Origin of the sequence: Streptococcus sp. 17.1, assembly GCF_016648655.1 — a bacterium.
Taxonomy (GTDB): Bacteria; Bacillota; Bacilli; order Lactobacillales; family Streptococcaceae; genus Streptococcus; species Streptococcus salivarius_E.
Genome location: NZ_JACLQM010000013.1, coordinates 1 through 18,903, shown reverse-complemented (window position 1 = coordinate 18,903; position 18,903 = coordinate 1). Strand labels below are relative to the sequence as shown.

29 protein-coding genes and 1 other RNA gene are annotated in these 18,903 nt (G+C 39.8%); 6 read left to right on the top strand and 24 right to left on the bottom strand.

The genetic code is table 11. From position 1 onward, the window contains the following. Positions 1–64 precede the first annotated feature (64 nt). Both H7T99_RS08080 and ffs read right to left on the bottom strand, forming a co-directional pair. Positions 65–904: a putative RNA methyltransferase gene (locus tag H7T99_RS08080; protein ID WP_037601498.1), complete on the bottom strand. Its 840-nt coding sequence runs from the start codon at positions 902–904 to the stop codon at positions 65–67. Positions 905–918: 14 nt separating this feature from the next. Next, positions 919–1,004: signal recognition particle sRNA small type (ffs, locus tag H7T99_RS08075), an RNA gene on the bottom strand. Positions 1,005–1,325: 321 nt separating this feature from the next. Here ffs and H7T99_RS08070 point away from each other — a divergent pair. From H7T99_RS08070 to H7T99_RS08060, 3 genes are read left to right on the top strand one after another with little or no spacing between them, the layout of a single operon-like run. Continuing rightward, on the top strand, positions 1,326–1,484 hold the full coding sequence (locus H7T99_RS08070) for a class IIb bacteriocin, lactobin A/cerein 7B family (protein ID WP_014635103.1): 159 nt from the start codon (positions 1,326–1,328) through the stop codon (positions 1,482–1,484). Positions 1,485–1,503: 19 nt separating this feature from the next. Continuing rightward, positions 1,504–1,671 carry a class IIb bacteriocin, lactobin A/cerein 7B family gene (locus H7T99_RS08065; RefSeq protein ID WP_002885883.1) on the top strand — a complete coding sequence of 56 codons (168 nt, stop codon included), beginning with the start codon at positions 1,504–1,506 and terminating at the stop codon, positions 1,669–1,671. A gap of 47 nt (positions 1,672–1,718) precedes the next feature. After that, positions 1,719–1,970 (top strand): hypothetical protein, encoded by a 252-nt coding sequence (locus tag H7T99_RS08060; RefSeq protein WP_014635104.1) that lies wholly within the window; start codon positions 1,719–1,721, stop codon positions 1,968–1,970. Positions 1,971–2,056: 86 nt separating this feature from the next. Here H7T99_RS08060 and tadA read toward each other — a convergent pair whose 3' ends face one another. From tadA to H7T99_RS08020, 8 genes are all read right to left on the bottom strand, one after another. Next, on the bottom strand, positions 2,057–2,575 hold the full coding sequence (tadA, locus tag H7T99_RS08055) for a tRNA adenosine(34) deaminase TadA (RefSeq protein WP_014635105.1): 519 nt from the start codon (positions 2,573–2,575) through the stop codon (positions 2,057–2,059). A gap of 769 nt (positions 2,576–3,344) precedes the next feature. After that, positions 3,345–3,737 carry a single-stranded DNA-binding protein gene (locus tag H7T99_RS08050; RefSeq protein ID WP_037601494.1) on the bottom strand — a complete coding sequence of 131 codons (393 nt, stop codon included), beginning with the start codon at positions 3,735–3,737 and terminating at the stop codon, positions 3,345–3,347. 228 nt (positions 3,738–3,965) lie between these two features. Next, positions 3,966–4,193: a sulfurtransferase TusA family protein gene (locus tag H7T99_RS08045; RefSeq protein WP_003095911.1), complete on the bottom strand. Its 228-nt coding sequence runs from the start codon at positions 4,191–4,193 to the stop codon at positions 3,966–3,968. A 14-nt stretch (positions 4,194–4,207) separates the two neighbouring features. Then, positions 4,208–5,239 (bottom strand): YeeE/YedE family protein, encoded by a 1,032-nt coding sequence (locus H7T99_RS08040; protein WP_037601491.1) that lies wholly within the window; start codon positions 5,237–5,239, stop codon positions 4,208–4,210. 137 nt (positions 5,240–5,376) lie between these two features. After that, entirely contained in the window at positions 5,377–6,000 is a 624-nt protein-coding gene (ytpR, locus tag H7T99_RS08035) for a YtpR family tRNA-binding protein (RefSeq protein WP_002885779.1), read from the bottom strand. A gap of 32 nt (positions 6,001–6,032) precedes the next feature. Further along, positions 6,033–6,416: a hypothetical protein gene (locus H7T99_RS08030; protein WP_230578909.1), complete on the bottom strand. Its 384-nt coding sequence runs from the start codon at positions 6,414–6,416 to the stop codon at positions 6,033–6,035. A gap of 143 nt (positions 6,417–6,559) precedes the next feature. After that, positions 6,560–6,874 carry a thioredoxin family protein gene (locus H7T99_RS08025; protein ID WP_037601488.1) on the bottom strand — a complete coding sequence of 105 codons (315 nt, stop codon included), beginning with the start codon at positions 6,872–6,874 and terminating at the stop codon, positions 6,560–6,562. Beyond that, positions 6,871–7,155, bottom strand: a complete 285-nt coding sequence (locus tag H7T99_RS08020; RefSeq protein ID WP_013991255.1) for a DUF4651 domain-containing protein — start codon at positions 7,153–7,155, stop codon at positions 6,871–6,873. The genes H7T99_RS08025 and H7T99_RS08020 overlap by 4 nt, the downstream gene beginning before the upstream one ends. A gap of 99 nt (positions 7,156–7,254) precedes the next feature. Between H7T99_RS08020 and pepA the strand changes: the two genes are divergently transcribed. Further along, positions 7,255–8,322 (top strand): glutamyl aminopeptidase, encoded by a 1,068-nt coding sequence (pepA, locus tag H7T99_RS08015; RefSeq protein WP_013991256.1) that lies wholly within the window; start codon positions 7,255–7,257, stop codon positions 8,320–8,322. A 15-nt stretch (positions 8,323–8,337) separates the two neighbouring features. After that, the gene (gene proC, locus H7T99_RS08010) at positions 8,338–9,108 is read left to right on the top strand and encodes a pyrroline-5-carboxylate reductase (RefSeq protein ID WP_013991257.1); all 771 of its coding nucleotides are present in this window, start codon (positions 8,338–8,340) and stop codon (positions 9,106–9,108) included. A 26-nt stretch (positions 9,109–9,134) separates the two neighbouring features. On the opposite strand, the gene H7T99_RS08005 is transcribed toward proC, so the two are convergent. The 14 genes from H7T99_RS08005 to H7T99_RS07940 all read right to left on the bottom strand — a co-directional run bounded on the left by H7T99_RS08005 (position 9,135) and on the right by H7T99_RS07940 (position 17,859). Further along, on the bottom strand, positions 9,135–9,797 hold the full coding sequence (locus H7T99_RS08005) for a CPBP family intramembrane glutamic endopeptidase (RefSeq protein ID WP_013991258.1): 663 nt from the start codon (positions 9,795–9,797) through the stop codon (positions 9,135–9,137). 112 nt (positions 9,798–9,909) lie between these two features. Then, positions 9,910–10,356 carry a CAAX protease gene (locus tag H7T99_RS08000; RefSeq protein ID WP_201035978.1) on the bottom strand — a complete coding sequence of 149 codons (447 nt, stop codon included), beginning with the start codon at positions 10,354–10,356 and terminating at the stop codon, positions 9,910–9,912. Positions 10,357–10,433: 77 nt separating this feature from the next. Further along, a complete protein-coding gene (locus H7T99_RS07995; protein ID WP_037601483.1) occupies positions 10,434–11,090 on the bottom strand; it encodes a CPBP family intramembrane glutamic endopeptidase in 657 nt (218 codons plus the stop codon). An 11-nt stretch (positions 11,091–11,101) separates the two neighbouring features. Continuing rightward, complete coding sequence (locus H7T99_RS07990) at positions 11,102–11,299, bottom strand: helix-turn-helix transcriptional regulator (protein WP_002885716.1); 198 nt, start codon at positions 11,297–11,299, stop codon at positions 11,102–11,104. Between the two features lie 250 nt (positions 11,300–11,549). Continuing rightward, complete coding sequence (locus H7T99_RS07985) at positions 11,550–12,743, bottom strand: acetate kinase (protein ID WP_037601479.1); 1,194 nt, start codon at positions 12,741–12,743, stop codon at positions 11,550–11,552. Positions 12,744–12,799: 56 nt separating this feature from the next. Then, complete coding sequence (locus H7T99_RS07980; protein ID WP_037601477.1) at positions 12,800–13,756, bottom strand: class I SAM-dependent methyltransferase; 957 nt, start codon at positions 13,754–13,756, stop codon at positions 12,800–12,802. A gap of 44 nt (positions 13,757–13,800) precedes the next feature. Further along, entirely contained in the window at positions 13,801–14,118 is a 318-nt protein-coding gene (gene comGG / locus H7T99_RS07975; RefSeq protein ID WP_037601475.1) for a competence type IV pilus minor pilin ComGG, read from the bottom strand. Then, positions 14,096–14,533, bottom strand: coding sequence for a competence type IV pilus minor pilin ComGF (gene comGF / locus H7T99_RS07970; protein WP_037601472.1), 438 nt, complete (start codon positions 14,531–14,533; stop codon positions 14,096–14,098). The genes comGG and comGF overlap by 23 nt, the downstream gene beginning before the upstream one ends. Further along, positions 14,520–14,810 (bottom strand): competence type IV pilus minor pilin ComGE, encoded by a 291-nt coding sequence (gene comGE / locus H7T99_RS07965; protein WP_037601469.1) that lies wholly within the window; start codon positions 14,808–14,810, stop codon positions 14,520–14,522. The genes comGF and comGE overlap by 14 nt, the downstream gene beginning before the upstream one ends. Further along, positions 14,782–15,210 carry a competence type IV pilus minor pilin ComGD gene (gene comGD, locus H7T99_RS07960; RefSeq protein WP_260313876.1) on the bottom strand — a complete coding sequence of 143 codons (429 nt, stop codon included), beginning with the start codon at positions 15,208–15,210 and terminating at the stop codon, positions 14,782–14,784. Before comGD ends, comGE begins: the two co-directional genes overlap by 29 nt. Next, on the bottom strand, positions 15,170–15,496 hold the full coding sequence (gene comGC, locus H7T99_RS07955; RefSeq protein WP_002885815.1) for a competence type IV pilus major pilin ComGC: 327 nt from the start codon (positions 15,494–15,496) through the stop codon (positions 15,170–15,172). The genes comGD and comGC overlap by 41 nt, the downstream gene beginning before the upstream one ends. Beyond that, complete coding sequence (comGB, locus tag H7T99_RS07950; protein WP_144429890.1) at positions 15,493–16,593, bottom strand: competence type IV pilus assembly protein ComGB; 1,101 nt, start codon at positions 16,591–16,593, stop codon at positions 15,493–15,495. Before comGB ends, comGC begins: the two co-directional genes overlap by 4 nt. Beyond that, the gene (gene comGA, locus H7T99_RS07945) at positions 16,475–17,416 is read right to left on the bottom strand and encodes a competence type IV pilus ATPase ComGA (RefSeq protein ID WP_002885658.1); all 942 of its coding nucleotides are present in this window, start codon (positions 17,414–17,416) and stop codon (positions 16,475–16,477) included. The genes comGB and comGA overlap by 119 nt, the downstream gene beginning before the upstream one ends. Positions 17,417–17,496: 80 nt before the next feature. Then, entirely contained in the window at positions 17,497–17,859 is a 363-nt protein-coding gene (locus tag H7T99_RS07940) for a DUF1033 family protein (protein ID WP_002887019.1), read from the bottom strand. Positions 17,860–18,100: 241 nt separating this feature from the next. Between H7T99_RS07940 and H7T99_RS07935 the strand changes: the two genes are divergently transcribed. Next, a partial coding sequence (locus H7T99_RS07935) for an ISL3 family transposase (RefSeq protein WP_201035977.1) occupies positions 18,101–18,903 on the top strand: 803 nt, incomplete at its 3' end.

Sequence of the window (18,903 nt, the reverse complement as noted above, 5' to 3'; positions counted from 1 at the left end):
ACCTTTTAGGAAGACCAAACAAGCTAACTGAGATATTTTCCCATCAAAAAAATCCCAACGACTGTTAGGATTGCTTATCATCTCTAATACGGCCAATCAAGAGCTCTCCCGCAACGGTTAATTGCGTCACTGAAGTCAAGTCCAAAGTATCCTTATTGGCATGGAAAAAAAGAGGTGTCATCTCGGCAAATGTTTGAACATGCTCTGATGGCATAAACCAAGTCTTAGCAATCGTCACACGCTCTAAAAGGTCACAGGACTCTTGAAAATGTTCCAGAACATCCTGGTTCGAATAAGCCTGCACCTCCGGTAACAATTGGCGAAACTCTTTAAGATGATCCTCATGAGGAATAACTTTAAAAATCAAGCCATGATCAGACAAAAGTCGTCCAAATTCTTGATAATTAGCTGGTGAAAAAATATCTAAAATCACATCAATACTGTGTTCACGTAAAGGCAACTGAGCCAAAACTCCAACAAACCAAGCTACATTTTTCTGAGGATTTTGACGAGCCGCAAGAAGGATAGAATCCTTAGACAAATCAAAGGCCATGAAATCCTTGTCAAACTCTTGAGCCAACTGACGGCTATAATAGCCCTCACCACAAGCAACATCTAGAACGTGCGAGTGTCCAGGAAGGTCACGCAAGCGCTCTGAAATCACCTCTAGGATAGGATCGTAATAGCCTGCCGCAAGAATCTGACTCCTCTTTTCAAAAGAAGCCATATCATAGTGCTTATCTCCCTTAGTCTGTCTCAAAAAATTAACAAAGCCCTGCTTGGCGATATTAAAGGTATGCCTATTCTGACAAATCAAGCTAGACAAATCCAAATGCATTGGCGCCTGACAGATAGGACAAGCAAAAAGACTCTCTTGATCTTTAAAAACACTAAATTTGGCCATAAATCCTCCTCGACACAAAAAAAGAGCACACACCTGAAATCGCTTAGGGCTGCTGGATTCCTCCCCTGACCCGCTTCACGCACAGATGTTGCTCCGAAAAATATTATACCATAAATCGAAGTGATTGCAAGTAGAGAACTTAAGATAAGACTAGCTAGACCTATCCCCTATCCGTCCCTATTATTTCCTTCGATCAGTCTAAACTTCGATAAAGCATAAGACTTACCATGGTGACATTTATGTCACTACTTTTTTATTTCTCGACACCTTATAATAAATCCATAACTTGAGGAAAGCACCAAAAGCTAGTGACATGGCTGACTTTATTGAAAGGAGAAGTCATGTTTAACACATCTCTTAACTCGTGGTGAGAGGGTATGAGATTTAAAAACTCACCAAAAATAAAAAAAGGAGAATGACAATGATTAATAAAGAAATGAAGGCAGCTGACCTAGCCTCAGTAACAGGAGGCGGATGGAAGACTAACCTTGCCATTGGAGGGCTCTGCCTAGCTTCAGGACCTATTGGAACTATGATGTGCCTTGGAGCCTACAATGGCTACATGGACTCTGCGCGATAAAAGAAAGGACATATGAACAATGACTAAGACCATTAACAATCGTAAAAACATGACTACTCAAGAACTTGAAGCTGTATCAGGTGGAGTGGTTCCTTGGGCCGCTATTTCTGTTGGCATTGCTGCTGCAAAACTGACTTATGACCTTAGCTATGCTGCAGGTAAGTCTTTCTATAACCTCACCCACTAACTAACAGAACTCAGCTGACATCTCAAAGATTTTGAGGATGATAATTCATGAAACATACAAAAAATCAAACAAATGATACTACTGCTAATCAATCACCTAAAACGAATAACTATTTACTCGTAAAAATAGCTTTAGCTGGAATTATCGGTAGCCTACTTTTGATACTCCTAATCAACCTTATCTTTCATGTACGATTAGGAACACCAATTATTGATACTAATTTGAAGTCCGCTTTTGGTACTCTAATCCTCTTTATGCCTATTTTTCTTTTAACAAGAGAAAAAGAAAAAAAATCATAGAAAGAGTGACCTAAACTGCCTTCAGGAAAACAAAAATACTCTTCTTCCATTAAAAAGTGCAAGTCCCTTTGGACTTGCACTTTTGTTTACATATCTTGCCTTGTTTCCAATTTAGCCAATCGTTTGGCTTCTTTTTTACGTTCACGACTCTGACGGAAAAAGTCTTGCATAATCTTAGCACACTCTTCCTCCATGACACCAGTCTCTACTTCTACGCGATGGTTGAGACGCTCATCTCTTAGGATATCGTAAAGGCTACCCGCACCACCAAACTTTTGATTGCTTGCTCCATAGATAACTTTAGGAATACGAGCCAAGCCAATTGCCCCACTACACATGACACAGGGTTCGATGGTTACAAAGAGGGTACAATCTAACAAACGCCAATTGCCCACAGTCCTATTAGCCTCCTGAATAGCCATGACCTCCGCATGCATGATAGCTTGATTGAGCTCCTCACGTGCATTGTGCCCACGACCTATGACTTCGCCATCTTTAACGATGACACAGCCAATTGGAATCTCTGCTTTATCTAGAGATTTTTCGGCCTCCTTAAGAGCTTCAGACATAAAAAAGTCTTTCTCTTCTTGGGTAAAGTCAAGCATTAGTGTCACTCCCGTTCCAAGATTTGCGAGACAATATCTCACTTAGTCCTTCTATTATAGCATAAGAAAAGAAATACCGAAGACCTCCATTTTAAAGGACACAAAAAAAGCTAAGACGAATCATCCTAGCTTCAAACACATTAGTCTGGTGAGTCTTAGGAATCACACCAATGTGTTCCCCCAAGGCTAGACGAAAAGTCAACGACCGCTTAACATCCTAATTCATATGTCAGTCGGAGTGTCATAGTCAATTGTCTGTGAAATCATTATATAGGCCTAAGGCCTCACAACGATAAACAAAAATGCAACTGTCTCAAACAATTGCAAGGATAGCGTTATAGTTGTGATATTTCACACTTTCCTTCCAAACAAATAATGCCTACTATAAAAGTAACTTTTATAGCTTTTTCCTTACCCACCTATAGTTTATCATGAAACCTCTATCATTTAATTTAAAAATCGGTAATAAAACAATGATATACATTAGAAACAACTGTTAATTGTATGCATTCTTTTGAATATTTTGCTTAACATTTAAAAGGTTGATATATCAACCTTTTAGAGCTTCATGAACTATTTTTTCTAGTCTATCTACACTATTAAACACCTATCATCCTAAGTCTTATCTAATTTTACTGTTTATTAGTCTAACAAGTGTTTAATATTTTATCTCCAACAATTCTTTAAAACAAGGTATGGAACAAGATAATGATTTTTTAGAGAGGTTGCTTCAAAGATAGGAGACCTAGATAGCTAGTCAAAGGATAAACTAGAAGGGAAGTTCTTCTTCCAAGACGAGGTCAGCCAAGTCATTATCAGGATTATTTTCCCTAACAGCACGCTGAGCACGACTCTCCAGAAGTTGGAAAGAGGAACAAAGCACTTCAGTAACGTAATGGGTTTGACCATCCTTATCGTACTTACGGGTACGAAGCTCCCCATCAAGAGAAATTAAACTCCCCTTGCTAGCATAAGATACTAAGGTCTCAGCCAAACGCCCCCAGACAACCACTGTAATAAAGTCAGCCTCACGCTCACCATTTTGCGTCTTATAGCGACGATTAACCGCAACTGTAACACGTGTAAAAGACCTATCACTAGCAGTTTTTACCATTTCAGGAGTCGCTGTCAAACGTCCAATTAAAATAACTTTGTTATACATTTTTTTACCTCCACCTATCTATTCGTAAGCGGAAGTAAAAAATAGATTATTTTAAATAGCTTTACAGATTCCTTTGAGAGTATCCTTACTAATACTCCAATCTACATAACCAAATTATCCTAATATCCCTAGTAAATAGGAGACTATTACTTTTCTAGTAATACTGCTCTCTCAGATATTTTCATGACAGCAGTTGAATGATAAATTTTCTCTACTCGTTTAACTAACTCAACGTTTTTGAACCACAATTTCCCATGAAGCAGGACCGACTTGTTCAAAGCGCGTCACAGGATAATCATTATCTGCAGCCCAGTTTGGTATACTTTCCGTTGCTTGCGTACAATCGAAAGCTATCAACAACTCATCACCTGTAGCTAATTCAGCCATTTTTTTCTTCGCATCAATCAATGGGAATGGACATACCAATCCACCCGTTTCAAGTTTTATCAAAGCCATATGATATTCTCCTCTTAATTTTTGTTGGGTTTTACAAAGATAATATAGGAAGCCGTCCAAACACCTAAAATAGTCACTGGTAAAGCAATCCATCCCTTACTAGAAAAAATTGCTGTAGCTGTTAAACCATTACCAATCGTACAGCCACCAGCCCATGAAGCACCGATTCCCATAAAAATCCCCCCTAGTGTGCTCTTACCGATGGTTGACAAGTCTGGCAAGCGCCAACGAAACTCTCGAGAACCCTTTGCAGCAAGAAAGGAACCAAGAAAAATCCCCAATACAAGAAAAACACCCCAACCAAGCTGTTTACTATCTCCTGTAATAATATAACTAATTAGATGTGCTGAGGGAGTTGTAATCCCTAACCCTCCAACACGACCCGTCAACTGACTAGCAGGCCAAGCAATAAAAGCAACAAGACCTATTAGAAGTCCCGCAAAATATTTATGGTAAGTTTTCTCAAAAAGATAGTGTCTCACTCCCTTATATTTTGATGGAAGCGAAGCAATCTGACGTCTGGGCTTACGTAACTCTCGAATGACAACAAAACTTGTTATAGCTACTAAGAAAACAAGAAAATACCAAACCGGAACTCCTAATTGACCAGCTAAATCATCATTAATTACCCATCGCTTGGCTATTAATTGATTCAAAGGAACAAGAAATCCTGATTTCATAGCTGCTGCACTTGTCATATAAAAGAATAGTGCAACCCAACTACCTAGGAGACCTTCACCGGCACGATACCACGTTCCTGTGGCACATCCCCCAGCAAGAACAATTCCAATACCAAATAGATAGGAACCCACAATTGCTCCTAACACGGAAAATTCTTCATAAGGGTTTCCAATAATACCTAATTTAATCAGGGAAAGTACTCCTATACTTTCTACTGTGATTGCAATAAGAAAAGCGTAAAATAAGGTATTATTACGTGCAATATACATGTCTCGGAAACCACCAGTCAAGCAGAAACGAGTTCGTTGCAAAATGAATCCAAATATCAGACCAATGAGCCCACCAGAAAGAATAGTTGTAAGCATAAGTACCTCCTAAAGTAAATATTGATTACATTTTAAGAAAAATATTATAACTTGCATAATCTTTCTTTTTTATGATTAGCTATAAACTTTCTTTATGACAAAGAAAAAAGCGGCTTACTTACCGCTTCTTGTCTTATTTACCCTTTCCAGTGTTTGGCTGGATCAAAAGCCTCACCAACTACTGCTGAATCATCAAGTTCAATAATACCACGTTTTTGTGGAGCATTTGGAAGTGCCAACTCACGTGGGGCACACATCATACCATAACTATCTTCACCACGAAGTTTTCCTGGGAAGATAAGGGCACCGCTAGGCATCATAGCACCAGGAAGGGCTACGATAGTTTTAAGCCCAAGCGCTGCGTTTGGTGCTCCTGCAACGATTTGGACCTTCTTATCACCAATGTTCACTTGGCAGATGTTAAGGTGGTCACTGTCTGGATGTGCAACCATTTCATCAATTTGTCCAACCACAAAGACTGGTCCTTGTGTGTTTTCCAAACGCTCTTCAAAGCCCTCTTTAGCCAATTCCTCGTTCAAAACAGCTACATCTTGGTCTGACAAGAAAACTTGACCGTTACCTTCGATATCAATGAGGCTTGACGCTTCAAAAATATTCCAAGCAAGAGTCTTGCCTGTTTCATCAGCTGTGACACGCGCCACTTTACCTTTACGTTCTACGCTACGTTTGATGTCTTTAGTATCTTCTAAGATAACCAACAAAACGTCGCCAACTTGTTCTTTATTATATGCAAAAATCATGGATTCTCCTTCAATAATTCTTTTTCTAGATTTTAAAATCGACTGATATGCCAAGAATCGTCGTTACTACCATAGCGATAACTAATCTTGTCAATTTTCCAGTCACTCTCTGTTAATTTTAAGACAAATTGTTTGTGGTACCAAAAGTCATTCCCATAGGAAAATTCGAGAAACATCTTAGCCTTACTCTTCATAATAAACTTAACTCGACAGGGCTCTAACACAAAATCATAGGTGCCTGGAGAACCAAAAGAAGCTGAAAAACCTCTTTTATAACAGTTATCAGTCAAGTGTTTTTGAGCTAAAGGAGTCAACTTCACTTTAAATTCATCAAATAACTCCATTTCTCCAGGAATAGTTTGATGTGTTGGAAGACTATTTTCCTTTTTGTAGGTATTTATTTCTTGGTGTTTCAAGAAGATATCGCTTTCAATTTTGGAATGCTCTACTAAAACTTGGCATAATTCTTCGATGATCCTCTCATTTTTTCTGTCAGATACTTTTCTTTGGTTTCTGAAATATCAAGAGAGATATTAGGAAAGTGATTGATTTTCATCTTTTAAATCTCCGACAAAAAGGCATTGATTTCTTCTTTAGTTTTACGAGCTTTATTGACTAAGCGTCCCAATTCCTGACCTTTCTGAGTCACAACAAAACTTGGGATACCAAAAATATTCCAAGTTTGTGCCAAAGCCATATAATCATCACGATTAACACGCACAAAGGTTATATCTGGATGGAGGGCTTCGATGTCAGGCATAACGGGATAAATGAACTGGCAGTCTGGACACCAATCGGCAGTGAAAAAGAAAACCACCTTTTGATCACTTTCAACATAGCTTGCCAGTTCTTCAAGATTCTTAGGAATAATCATGCCTGCTCCTCCTCATAGGTCAAGATATCCTCTGCATAAACAAAGCTATAGGCATGTCCATCCTCTAAGACGATACCTCCTGTAAGCCCTGGATTTTCCTTATCAGTGGGATTTGTATAAAGGACTGCGATAGTCCCCAAGTGAGATAATTCTTGTCTAATATCTTGGATTAATGCAGCCTTCTTCATTTCTGCACGTGACTGTCTATACTTCTCTGCCATTGCCAAGAGACCTAAAGCTCCTACGCCTCCAGCAAACAAGGCCAATGTTTTACGTTTCATAAGAAACATTTTACCATAATTTTAGACGAATGGGGAGAGGCTACCTATCTCTTGAGAATCGTGCTAAAATAGTAGCAAGTACTACTCAAGGAGGATTTTATGACTACCCTATTTGACAAAATTAAAGAAGTAACCGAGCTCAGTGCTACTTCAGGCTTTGAAGCTCCTGTACGCGACTACCTTCGCAAAAACATCACCCCACTTGTAGATGAGGTCCAAACAGATGGTCTCGGTGGTATTTTCGGTATCAAGCATAGCCAAGCAGAAAATGCCCCTAAGGTGCTTGTGGCTGCCCACATGGATGAAGTTGGCTTTATGATTAAGGAAATCAAAGCAGACGGGACTTTCCGTGTCGTCGAACTTGGTGGTTGGAACCCACTGGTTGTCAGCTCACAACGCTTCACCCTACACACTCGTGACGGTCGTATCTATCCTGTCATCTCAGGTTCAGTGCCACCTCATTTCTTACGTGCTAGTGGCGGAGCTTCAAGTCTTCCTAGTGTTTCTGATATCGTCTTTGATGCTGGTTTTGCTAACCAAGAAGAAGCAAATGCCTACGGTGTTTTCCCAGGTGATGTCATCATTCCTGAATCAGAAACAATTCTCACAGCCAATCAAAAGAATGTCATTTCTAAAGCTTGGGATAACCGTTATGGTGTTCTCATGATTCGTGAACTCTTGGAAAACGTTAAGGATCAAGAACTCAACAATACTCTAATTGCTGGTGCCAATGTTCAAGAAGAAGTTGGTTTACGTGGTGCCCATGTCTCTACCACTAAATTTGATCCTGAAGTTTTCTTTGCAGTGGACTGTTCTCCTGCAGGTGATATCTATGGTAATCAAGGTAAGGTAGGTGATGGTACACTTATTCGTTTCTTCGATCCAGGTCACATCATGTTGCCCAATATGAAAGATTTCCTTTTGACTACAGCTGAAGAAGCTGGTATCAAATACCAATACTACTGTGCTGCGGGCGGAACAGATGCTGGTGCCGCTCACTTGCAGAATGCTGGTGTTCCATCAACAACTATCGGTGTTTGTGCCCGCTACATTCACTCGCACCAAACCCTTTATGCGATGGATGACTTCCTAGAAGCACAGGCCTTCTTACAAGCTATTGTTAAGAAATTGGATCGCTCAACAGTAGATTTAATTAAAAACTACTAAGACAAGGAGTAACCCATGATTATAGGTTTTATCGGTGTCGGAAAAATGGCGACAGCCATTATCAACGGCCTAAATACAAGCTCACATCGTATCATTATTTCAGGGTCTTCCTTGGCTCGTTCACGCCAGATTGCAGAGGAACTAGAGGTTGAAGCGGCTGCTTCCCATCAGGAATTGTTGGATAATGCTGACCTGGTCATCCTTGGTATCAAACCTCAAATGTTTGATAAGGTACTAGCCGATCTCAATTTTCATCAACCTATCATAAGTATGGCTGCTGGAGTGACCTTGGAACGCCTTGCTTCCCTCACCAGTCCAGACCTTCCTCTTATTCGTATCATGCCGAACCTTAATGCTCAGATCCTCAAAAGCACTACTGGTCTTTGCACTAATGATAAGGTATCCGAGGACCTTTTGGCAGTTGCCAAGGAAATCACAGACAGTTTTGGAACCACTGTTGAATTGGCTGAGAAAGACTTTGATACCTTTACTGCCCTAGCAGGTTCTAGCCCTGCCTACATCGCCCTCTTTATCGAGGCTCTAGCCAAGGCTGGTGTCAAAAATGGTCTAAGTAAGCAGGTCGCTCTGACCATTGCCACACAGACGGTTCTAGCTACTGCTGAAAATCTCAGTCTTGGTAGCGACAGTCCACATGATCTTATTGACAAGGTCTGTAGCCCTGGTGGGACTACTATCGCCGGTCTCATGGACCTTGAGCGTACAGGCCTCACCCATAGTGTAGTTTCAAGTATTGATACAACCATTGCTAAAGCCAAAAAACTATAAGAAAAAAGCTCGGAAGATTCCGAGCTTTATTTGATATATGGCGCTAAAAATTGTAAGAGTAACAACATTGAAACCGCAATGCTATTGTTAATGATATGGGCCATGATACAGTACTCTAACTTTTGAAACTTACGATATGCTATTCCAAGGGCAAGACCCATACCTGCATATACAATCCAAACACCGATACTATTCGGCATATGAACAAGGCCAAAAAGTAAACTACTAACAATCAAGCCAACAATAGAATATGGATTAAAGACGCGTCCCATGAGGAGCCCGCGAAAAACCAGCTCTTCCACAATCGGTGCCATAATTACCGTAAACGTTATGAGGAGGAAGGGATTCATATGGGCATTTTCTATGGCTGCCTGATTGGTGCTATTACTAACACCTTCCATCATCATGACCATAGAACCAATCCTAGTAACGATATAAATACCTAGGTAGGTCAAGCCAATCATCCCCCAGGCCTTCAGGGAAGAAAGGGCCTTAAAGCCTTCGAAAAGCCCAAGACGTTTTCCTAAGAAAAGAGCTCCTGCGCTCATAAGAAGCAAGACAAAAATTAAGAGACAGACCAGCCTTATATCTTTGACACCTAAATAGATGGTTGGAACTTGATCAATAATTAGTATTAGGAAAGCTAGTAAAAAATAAAGAAAGCGTTTGAGAATTGACCCTTTGTTCATGAGAATCCACCTCTTTTCATCATTTATTTGTATCTTTATTATAATACAACAAAACTTACTTGACAAGACAAAAAGAGAACGAGAGGTGAATTTTTCAAGATAATATAGGCTCTTATCCTATTTTAGATAGGATGAGACGAATAAGAGCAAATCCCAATACTAAGCCATAGAGCAAGACTGATAAGACTGTAACATATGGCAACTGAATATTGACAAAGGCATATAGAGCAATCAAAGCAAAGATAAGCAAAAACTCTAAAATCAGAGTTGCAACTGCTGTCGCCATTAAAATCTGTTTATTTCGCTCATCATAGGCAGCAATATACATCTGGTGAAGACGTTTAGTATGAGTAAGCGTCGCAAAATAATAGATTGACAAGACATAAACCCCAATGGTAAGTCCTAAAACTAAGCCTAGAGCATAATCACTAAGACTGTTAGAGCGAATAATAAACAATCCCAAAACACCCAAAGACAAAAGAGAACAGGCTACTCGTGTAATGTATTTCTTAAACTCATCCTCTGTTTTTCTCTTTCCTACTAACATTTTTATTAACATATCTTAACACTCCCTTTATTATCCTTTATAAGAGCAATATAACTTTTTTCACTGACAACTTTAAACACTTATTCACCTTAAACGAAAAGACTGAGTAGTACACTTATGCTATTGTTTAAGATATGAACACCCATACTGTACTCGATACGCTTAGTCTTATAATATGTTATCGCAAGACCAGCTGACATAATACCATAGATGACAATTGTCTGAAGCGTAAATGCTGAGTGACCAGCCATAAAGAGAAGACTGGAAATAACAAGACCCGTCTTAAAGTATTTTCCAAAGAGCACCTTGGCTAAGAGTCCCCTAAAAATGATTTCTTCCATAATCGGAATAATAAAACCGGCGACTACTAGGTGAAGATAGAATGGTACGTGGGCAAAGATATCATTTAAAGCATCTTGATTTTCCATAGTCGCATTGTGTGTTAACTGACCAATAAAATACCCTAGAAGATCACCTAGGAAAAAGATGACGAGATTAAGAGAAGCAATCGCAACGAGACGTCTCCAATTAATCTCTTTAAGCGATAAAAGTTTAAATCTATAAGCAATCACGATAAAAATAGTCAAACTCCCTAATGCCCAAATACCGTAACCTATTTGCTCCACAAGTGAAAACTTACCATCCTGAGTAAGTAGCGGGAAAGCACCTAATAGTGTTAAATCTAAGATTAGTAGAGTGAGCGCTAAAACAATAACACCAATTTTCTTCATGACTTGTTTAAACATATCTTTTCTCCTTAATCTTCCTCAAAAATAAAGACTTCTTCAATAGTCTTTCCAAAATATCTAGCAATTTTAAAAGCTAGTTCCAACGACGCATTATAGCGACCTTTTTCGAGTGAAATGATGGTCTGTCTCGTGACCCCCATTTCATCTGCTAACTCTGCCTGACTAATCTTATTAGCCTTGCGAAGTTCCTGAATTTTTGTTTCCATGTGGTACCTCAACCTTATCGTTTATTCTCAAATAGTTAAACTCCTTACTTTTCTTTGTTAAGTTAACTTTACATTTATAGTATAGTCTACTTTACATATTTTGTAAAGCCTCTTTTACATTTTTTGTAAAGTTTTCTTTACTTATAGAATTACACATAAATAGAAATAGTCGAATGATTCTGTCAGAGCATTCAAAAAAGCTGGCCAATCACTCAGCCAACTTTTCTGGTCTTATCAAATTTTTGATAACTTATTTAGTTTTAAGGCGCTCAACATCACGCGCAATCACCAACTCTTCATCCGTTGGGATAACAAATACTTTAACAGCTGACTCTGCTGTTGTAATGTCGCCTACATGTCCAAAGACATTCTTTTCAGGATCCACTTCAATACCAAACCAAGTGAGACCATCCAAGACTGAAGCACGAACTTCTGCAGAGTTTTCACCAATACCTGCTGTAAAGACGATAGCATCCGCTCCGTTCAACACACCGAAGTATTGAGCAATGTATTTACGCAAACGATCCACATAAAGATTATAGGCTAACACACATTTTTCATCGCCAGCATTCTTACCAGCAATGATATCACGCATATCACTTGATTTTTCAGAAATACCAAGGAGACCTGATTCCTTATTAAAGACGTGACGGATACGCTCAGCATCTGCCATTTCAGGCTCACGGTCGATAACAAATGGAATAATCGCAGGGTCAAGATCCCCAGTACGTGTTCCCATCATAACGCCACCAAGTGGTGTCAACCCCATTGACGTGTCTACTGATTTACCACCATCAACGGCAGTAATTGAAACACCATTTCCCACATGGGCTGTGATAATCTTAGTTTCTTCAATTGGCTTACCTAACAACTTAGCTGCTTCTTGAGAAACATATTGGTGGCTAGTTCCGTGTGCTCCATACTTACGGACTTGGTAGTCTGTATAGTAACGATTAGGCACTGGATAACGGTAGGCCACTTCCGGCATAGACGTATGGAAGGCTGTATCAAAAACAGCAACACTCGTAATATCTGGGAGGAGCTCCTTAAAGGCCCGAATCCCTGAAGCTGCACCTGGATTGTGCAAAGGTGCTAAGGCTGACAATTCTTCAATCTTAGCCAAGGCATCTTCATCCACCAAGCTTGATTCTTTGAAATATTCTCCACCAGCAACCACACGGTGACCAACACCTATAATTTCATCATAACTCTTGATAATATCAAAACGAATCAAATCATCAAGCAAGATTTTTACTGCCTGAACATGGTCAGCAATATCTAGGGTTTGCGATTCTGAACGGTCATCAAATTTTACTGTTGAAACAGAATCTTTCAAGCCGATACGTTCAATCAAACCCTTAGCAAGAACAACTTCATCTGGCATCTCATATAGTTGCCATTTCAAGCTTGAGCTTCCTGCATTAATTGCTATTGTTTTTGTCATAAGCCACCTCTTTGTAAAACGCTTTCAATAATATAGTCCTATTCTAACATGTTTTGCTAGAAAATGGAATTATCTGATTTCCATTTTTGGAAATTATCTGTGAAATCCTTGAGGATCTCTGGGTTTTGCAAATCGCTAAGTGGATAAACGAAGGTCTCTGGAGCATTTTCAGTTTGTTTTTTAAGCACGAAGATAGACTTCATGTTATGTTTATTGCCAAAAGCTGCTTCTGGAAGAGTGATAACGGCAATAATATCAGCATATCCTGATAGCCATTTCTTAAGCAAGTCACTTTGTGGGCTTGTCAAAAGATTAGTTGGTGCCAAAAGAATAGCAATACCATCTTTCTTCAGGTACTTGAGTGATTGCTCCATGAGAAGGTGATGGGCATAGGTGTGTTCACCAGTTGCTGCAACCTTGAAACGACTCGCAATCTCATCATTTGGGTAATATCCAACAGGTAGGTCACTGATAATAACATCACTCTCTTTGAGAATGTGTGGTCGAACAGCATCTTCTTGGATGTAAACTGCACTTGAATTCACCACATCAGCAATACTAGCTGACAAATCGATAAGGAGATCGTCAACTTCCATTCCCATATAATTAAGGGTTTTCTGACTATTATTTAGAAGGGTTTCAGCTAAGTTTCCTGTCCCTGAACCAATCTCTAAAATATCTAATTGGTCGTCCTTGGTCAAACCTTCGAGTAGGTAAAGAATGATAAATCCAATAGCATCTGGTGTAAATTGGTGATTGGCTTGTAAAGCTTCCAATTGCCCTAGTTTGATAAACAAGAACTGAAAAGCACGACGCCACTCCTCTTTACTTAGATCAAGAGCACGTAATTTCTCGTTGTTTTTGATGATGACTTCATTAGCTACCTCAGCCCCCAAATAATAGGAATTTTGCTCAATAAGTGCATCGTAAGCATGGGTTCCAAGATCATTTTCAATGGTTTGGACATTTTCTAACAACAGCTCAAAAGCTGTCTCAATTGCTTCAAAATTCATGATTTCCTCCGTCCTTCTATCATATCAAAAAGGGAAGAGAATTTCTATTTCTTCTCCTGCTTCTTCACATAACGATAGGTCTTGATTTGGCCTTTACTGGCAACTCTAACAATCACTTGTTTATCCTTAACCTCGTAGGTCGTAGTTCCCTGAGAAAAACTAAAAGCACCAGCTTCCTTGTCCGCCAAGTCCATGGTTATTTCTGCCATGAGACGACTTTGACTGGAAGTCATTTGCGCTTGGTTTTGTCTAGAGCTAGCAACCACCCGCTCCAGATAAACATGAAGAAGAAGTGTGAAAATGCCAGCCATAAAAAGAGCGTAGAGGAGAACGCCTCCCCTAACCTGTTTTTTCAAAAGCATAAACAAAACTCCTTTGTAGCCCGTTTTTTAGAGTCACTTGGATGGTGACTATCTGGTTATTTTGACTAATCGTACTAGATTTTACATTGAAAAGCATTGGTTGGTAGCCTCGACCGTCAGCATTTGTTTTTCGAAAATCAGTCGCACTTGAGAGTCCAAAAGCCAGGTCTTGATTATCTTGCTTGACATAGAGTTTGTTCCCCTCTACCTTTACCAACTGACAACCTTCTAATTCTGCCTCCATTTGTTGGACAAATAGAAGCCAGTCTTGGTTTTCTTGTTGCTTGACCTGCTTAACATTGCTCACCAATACTGTAGTCAGACCTTGATAAACTTGGACTGAACCAGCAATCACCAACAAGGCCACTAGACATTCCAAGAGGGTAAAGGCGCGAACCTTACTATTTAGAGACATGAATAATCTCCTTTCCCGATTCATAAACCGCGATACCTTGCTTGCTACGTTTTACTGTCACTGTGATACCATTTAAGGTCAACTGATCCTGTTTGGTCTGAACAGCCATGGTTGCCACACTCAAGACCTCTTGTTGATGGAGATTCTCAGCCATTAGTCTACGATTGGTATTGATCTGATTCAAGATAAGACCACTGACAAGTACTAAAACAGCCATTGCTACCAGGCTTTCGACAAGAATATAGCCTCTAAGAAACCGTCTTTTTATATTTACCACTGCCCAAGTTAAGCTGATAGGTCACCACCTCCTTATCACTTGAAAAACGAATCTTGGTGAGGCTTGAGTTACCTCCTTTGGCATCAAACACTAGCGTCTGCCCCTTATCAAGATGAATACTTTTAGGAATCACCAGACTGGATTTTCCGTTACTGATTTTATCCTTGGCCAACTGCAATTCAACATTGGCGCCTTCCGCCGCTGCCAAGCGCTGACTATCTCGGTATAGGTACTCAAAGCGCAGATAAAAAAGGTTAGTTTCAACCTGTTGAAAAATACCTGTCACTGAGCCTGACAAACTCAGAGTGAGGAAGGCAACCACTGCTAGTGTCACCAGACTCTCCAACAAGGTGAAGGCTCTAATTGGCCACTGAGCGGCTTTCGCCACCATGTTTCGCATAGTAATCATTGTATGAATCTGCCTGTTTTTGCGTGATTTGACCTTCTGAAACAAGAGCTGCTAAGCTAGCTGTCTTGTTATTCTTCATTTCATAAAGTTCTGCTTGAGAATCCACGACCTTGACCACAGCCGCATTTCCAGTCTCTTTAACAGAATCCTTCTGCTTACTCAAGTTAGGAACAAAAAGCAAGAGGAGAATACTGATAATGAGAAGCACGACTAGCATTTCAATTAGCGTAAAAGCTCGTAGTTTAACGGCATTCAATTTTTTTAACATCATTTTCATGACATCATTCCTTCCATATTTTGATACATTGGTAATAGCATGGCTGCATAGATCATTACAATCACGACAGCAACAATAACAAAAATGAGGGGTTGCACAAAGGTTGTTGCCTTATTAAGACGGTTAAAGAAAGCCTGCCAAACCTCTTCAGCATAGACTTCTAACTCATAGCCCAACCTAGCATTGGCCTCTCCATAAGCAATAATCAAGGATAGTTCCTTAGTGAAAAAAGGGTGAGTAGCAATACGGTCAGGAAAACTCTGTCCTAGCATCAAGGCCTCTTCTAAATCAGCCCCCAGCTCACGAAAGAGATTAGACTTTTGCTCTTGCATAAGAGAAACCAAGTCTAACAGGTCAATGCCTTGTCCTAAGAGATTTCCCCATTCCCTAGCATAATAGGCGGTCGTATATAGCCTGACAGTTTGGCCTATGAAAGGGATTTTTGCCATTCGTCGGTAAAAGACAAGGGCTGGCTGGTGTTTGACCCATAGATAAAGAATTAAGCTTAATACAAGAAGTCCACACAAACTCACAAAGAAGAGCTGGGGAAAGATTTGAACCAACTGTACAGCCCAATTATCCTTACCATCACCCTCTAACAGTTGAGGTAAAAGATAATTTTTAAGTCCTAACATAATCAGAATCAGGAAACCCAGGAGTAGGATAGGGTAGGTCGCTACCTCCATGAGTTTCTTGCGAACCTTGGTCATGCGAAGCATGTAGGTTTCAATCTTGGTTAAACTCCCTAGAAGATTACCGTGCTTATCAGCAAGGGCAATCTGAGTAACAATATTGTCCGAAAAACCCACTGACGCAAACATCTGGTCTAGCCTGTCGCCTCGCATTAAGCTTGCTTTCATAAGAGATAATGACGATTCTTTCAACAAGTGACTTCGCTCCAAAAAGGCTACGATTTCAGTTAAAGTAAACCCTGCCTTTAGAAGTTGTTTGAAAAGCTGGATAACCTTGACTTGCTGATTAATCTTTAATTTTTTCCCCTTGGATATCCCCTTCAGTGAGATATCCTTGTTGAACCAAGCCTTCCAACTGTTGGTTCCAGCTGGTTGACGAATGGCTTTGGAAATTTTCACTGGCAAAATCAATCACACCTCCTCCCTTAATCAAACGCATATAGGCAATCCCTTGAAGAGCATTATCCAACTCAGACTTATCTACACCAAGGTCCAGAAGACGCTCATAAACACCTGCCACACTCTTTGCGTGAATAGTTGAAAGAACAGTCACTCCTGTCAGACTAGCTCTAATAACCGCTCGAGCAGTCTCCTTATCTCGAATTTCTCCAATAATCAAAACATCCGGGCGGTGACGTAGTGATAGCTTAATCAAATTATCATAGGTCATGTCAATTGCCTGATTTACCTGGAGTTGCAAGACATTATCCTGTTTAATTTCCACAGGATCTTCAATCGAAATCACCTGCTGTCCCTTAAAACGCTCCTGAACCAATTCATGCATAAGCGTAGTCTTTCCAGAACCTACGGGACCTGCAAAGAGATACAAGCCACGATAATCCAAAGCATCCATAATCGGCTGGATTCCTTGATTCCAATACACCAATTCTCGACGTTCGGAATGTAGAACACGAATAACTAAACTTTCTAAGCCGCGATAATCCCCAACGGTTGATAAACGCAGAGAAACCCTTTGACCATCACCACAATCATAGTCACAGGAACCTAGTTGACTCCTACGCTTCTCACCCACCATCATTCCCGCCACAAATTTAAAGTGACCAATAAGACTAGCCATGAAATCAGGCCGATATACATCAATTAATCTCCTCTCCTGGCCAACTCGCATATAGAGCTCGTAATTATCCTGACGTGGAATGACATAGATGTCTTGAGCCCCACAACTATCAGCATTTTTGATCATTTCCTTAGCAAATTCTGTTACCATAAGGACCTCCTCATAGACCTATTCGTAAAAAGTTTAAGAAAATGAAAAGAAGCCCGAAAAAATTCGAGCTTCTGCATTGTTTAACGTTTAATTTTACAGTGGGCATGATTTGGAAGGTCATTTCGCTTTTCATATCCCGGACGGTATTTTTCCTCAGGAATTTCCTGCCAATCATCCAAAAGAGCAATCGATTGATAGACCTGCAGATATTCGTCACACTCCTCACACCAGTGTTTATCCTCTTGGTCCCAAAAAGCAGTCATGACACTGCTACGGCTGATATAACTTGGCAAGGTTTCTTCCATAGCAAACCAAAGTTTTTTATAGTACTTGAGGGCATCATAAAAATTTTCAAATTCCTTAGTACTGATGATATCTTCTTGCCAGCCTTCTAAGAACCACCACGGTTCCAAATCCCCTTTCATTTCAACTACTTGGTACATTTTTCTTTCTCACTTCATCTTTGGTGTTCCTATTATACAAAATTTTCTGGAAAAGATAAAAAAAATGGTCTTATATTTTATATTTATCAAAAATTGAAGAAATTCTAGTCATATAAATACGGCTCTATAATTTCTGTAGTGGGTAAAACCACTGTAGAGATTATGGAGCTTTTTGAGTGTAAACAAAAAGTCCCATAAGAACTATAATGAAAAGCGACCAAACCATCATTAGGAAGAACTCATGAGACTTATTAAGAATACCACAGAATTAATTGGAATTAAAGACCCTAACATCATTATTTCACTTGTTTTTGAAACTAACACTCATATCGAGATTCATGCAAAACTTGATTACCCTGCACCATCATGTCCTCATTGCCATGGAAAGATGATCAAGTACGACTTTCAAAAGACTTCTAAAATCCCTCTTCTTGAACAAGCTGGAACTCCAACACTACTACGTCTGAAGAAACGTCGCTTCCAGTGTAAAGTGTGTAGGAGAGTCACGGTAGCTAAGACATCAATCGTTGAGAAAAACTGCCAAATCTCCAATCTTGTTCGACAAAAGGTTGCACAACTTCTAACTGAGAAGGTATCACTAACGGATATTGCCAGAAGACTTCGTGTATCGACGTCCACTGTCTATCGTAAACTTGACCAGTTTACTTTCAAGGAACATTATGACAAACTCCCAGCTGTTATGTCCTGGGATGAGTTTGGGTTCAAGAAAGGTGAACTCGCTTTTGTGGCTCAAAACTATGAGACAAACAAACTCATAACCATCCTTGATAATCGCCGTCAAACCACTATTCGAAACTACTTTTTGAAGTATCCATTGAAAGTACGACAAAAGGTACGGTTTATCACGATGGACATGTCAGGAGCCTATATGCCACTAGCTCGAAGACTTTTTCCAAATGCCGAAATCATTATTGATCGTTTCCACATCATCCAGCACCTTGGACGTGCCTTTTTAAAGACAAGAATTGCGATTATGAACCAGTTTGATAAGAAGTCACTACCTTATCGAGCTTTAAAAAATCA

What these genes read in the sequence shown, in the direction of transcription:
- H7T99_RS08080 (WP_037601498.1), bottom strand. Translation starts at nt 904, where the DNA reads ATGGCCAAATTTAGTGTTTTTAAAGATCAAGAGAGTCTTTTTGCTTGT.
- H7T99_RS08070 (WP_014635103.1), top strand. Translation starts at nt 1,326, where the DNA reads ATGATTAATAAAGAAATGAAGGCAGCTGACCTAGCCTCAGTAACAGGA.
- H7T99_RS08065 (WP_002885883.1), top strand. Translation starts at nt 1,504, where the DNA reads ATGACTAAGACCATTAACAATCGTAAAAACATGACTACTCAAGAACTT.
- H7T99_RS08060 (WP_014635104.1), top strand. Translation starts at nt 1,719, where the DNA reads ATGAAACATACAAAAAATCAAACAAATGATACTACTGCTAATCAATCA.
- tadA (WP_014635105.1), bottom strand. Translation starts at nt 2,575, where the DNA reads ATGCTTGACTTTACCCAAGAAGAGAAAGACTTTTTTATGTCTGAAGCT.
- H7T99_RS08050 (WP_037601494.1), bottom strand. Translation starts at nt 3,737, where the DNA reads ATGTATAACAAAGTTATTTTAATTGGACGTTTGACAGCGACTCCTGAA.
- H7T99_RS08045 (WP_003095911.1), bottom strand. Translation starts at nt 4,193, where the DNA reads ATGGCTTTGATAAAACTTGAAACGGGTGGATTGGTATGTCCATTCCCA.
- H7T99_RS08040 (WP_037601491.1), bottom strand. Translation starts at nt 5,239, where the DNA reads ATGCTTACAACTATTCTTTCTGGTGGGCTCATTGGTCTGATATTTGGA.
- ytpR (WP_002885779.1), bottom strand. Translation starts at nt 6,000, where the DNA reads ATGATTTTTGCATATAATAAAGAACAAGTTGGCGACGTTTTGTTGGTT.
- H7T99_RS08025 (WP_037601488.1), bottom strand. Translation starts at nt 6,874, where the DNA reads ATGATTATTCCTAAGAATCTTGAAGAACTGGCAAGCTATGTTGAAAGT.
- H7T99_RS08020 (WP_013991255.1), bottom strand. Translation starts at nt 7,155, where the DNA reads ATGAAACGTAAAACATTGGCCTTGTTTGCTGGAGGCGTAGGAGCTTTA.
- pepA (WP_013991256.1), top strand. Translation starts at nt 7,255, where the DNA reads ATGACTACCCTATTTGACAAAATTAAAGAAGTAACCGAGCTCAGTGCT.
- proC (WP_013991257.1), top strand. Translation starts at nt 8,338, where the DNA reads ATGATTATAGGTTTTATCGGTGTCGGAAAAATGGCGACAGCCATTATC.
- H7T99_RS08005 (WP_013991258.1), bottom strand. Translation starts at nt 9,797, where the DNA reads ATGAACAAAGGGTCAATTCTCAAACGCTTTCTTTATTTTTTACTAGCT.
- H7T99_RS08000 (WP_201035978.1), bottom strand. Translation starts at nt 10,356, where the DNA reads ATGTTAATAAAAATGTTAGTAGGAAAGAGAAAAACAGAGGATGAGTTT.
- H7T99_RS07995 (WP_037601483.1), bottom strand. Translation starts at nt 11,090, where the DNA reads ATGTTTAAACAAGTCATGAAGAAAATTGGTGTTATTGTTTTAGCGCTC.
- H7T99_RS07990 (WP_002885716.1), bottom strand. Translation starts at nt 11,299, where the DNA reads ATGGAAACAAAAATTCAGGAACTTCGCAAGGCTAATAAGATTAGTCAG.
- H7T99_RS07985 (WP_037601479.1), bottom strand. Translation starts at nt 12,743, where the DNA reads ATGACAAAAACAATAGCAATTAATGCAGGAAGCTCAAGCTTGAAATGG.
- H7T99_RS07980 (WP_037601477.1), bottom strand. Translation starts at nt 13,756, where the DNA reads ATGAATTTTGAAGCAATTGAGACAGCTTTTGAGCTGTTGTTAGAAAAT.
- comGG (WP_037601475.1), bottom strand. Translation starts at nt 14,118, where the DNA reads ATGCTTTTGAAAAAACAGGTTAGGGGAGGCGTTCTCCTCTACGCTCTT.
- comGF (WP_037601472.1), bottom strand. Translation starts at nt 14,533, where the DNA reads ATGTCTCTAAATAGTAAGGTTCGCGCCTTTACCCTCTTGGAATGTCTA.
- comGD (WP_260313876.1), bottom strand. Translation starts at nt 15,210, where the DNA reads ATGCGAAACATGGTGGCGAAAGCCGCTCAGTGGCCAATTAGAGCCTTC.
- comGC (WP_002885815.1), bottom strand. Translation starts at nt 15,496, where the DNA reads ATGAAAATGATGTTAAAAAAATTGAATGCCGTTAAACTACGAGCTTTT.
- comGA (WP_002885658.1), bottom strand. Translation starts at nt 17,416, where the DNA reads ATGGTAACAGAATTTGCTAAGGAAATGATCAAAAATGCTGATAGTTGT.
- H7T99_RS07940 (WP_002887019.1), bottom strand. Translation starts at nt 17,859, where the DNA reads ATGTACCAAGTAGTTGAAATGAAAGGGGATTTGGAACCGTGGTGGTTC.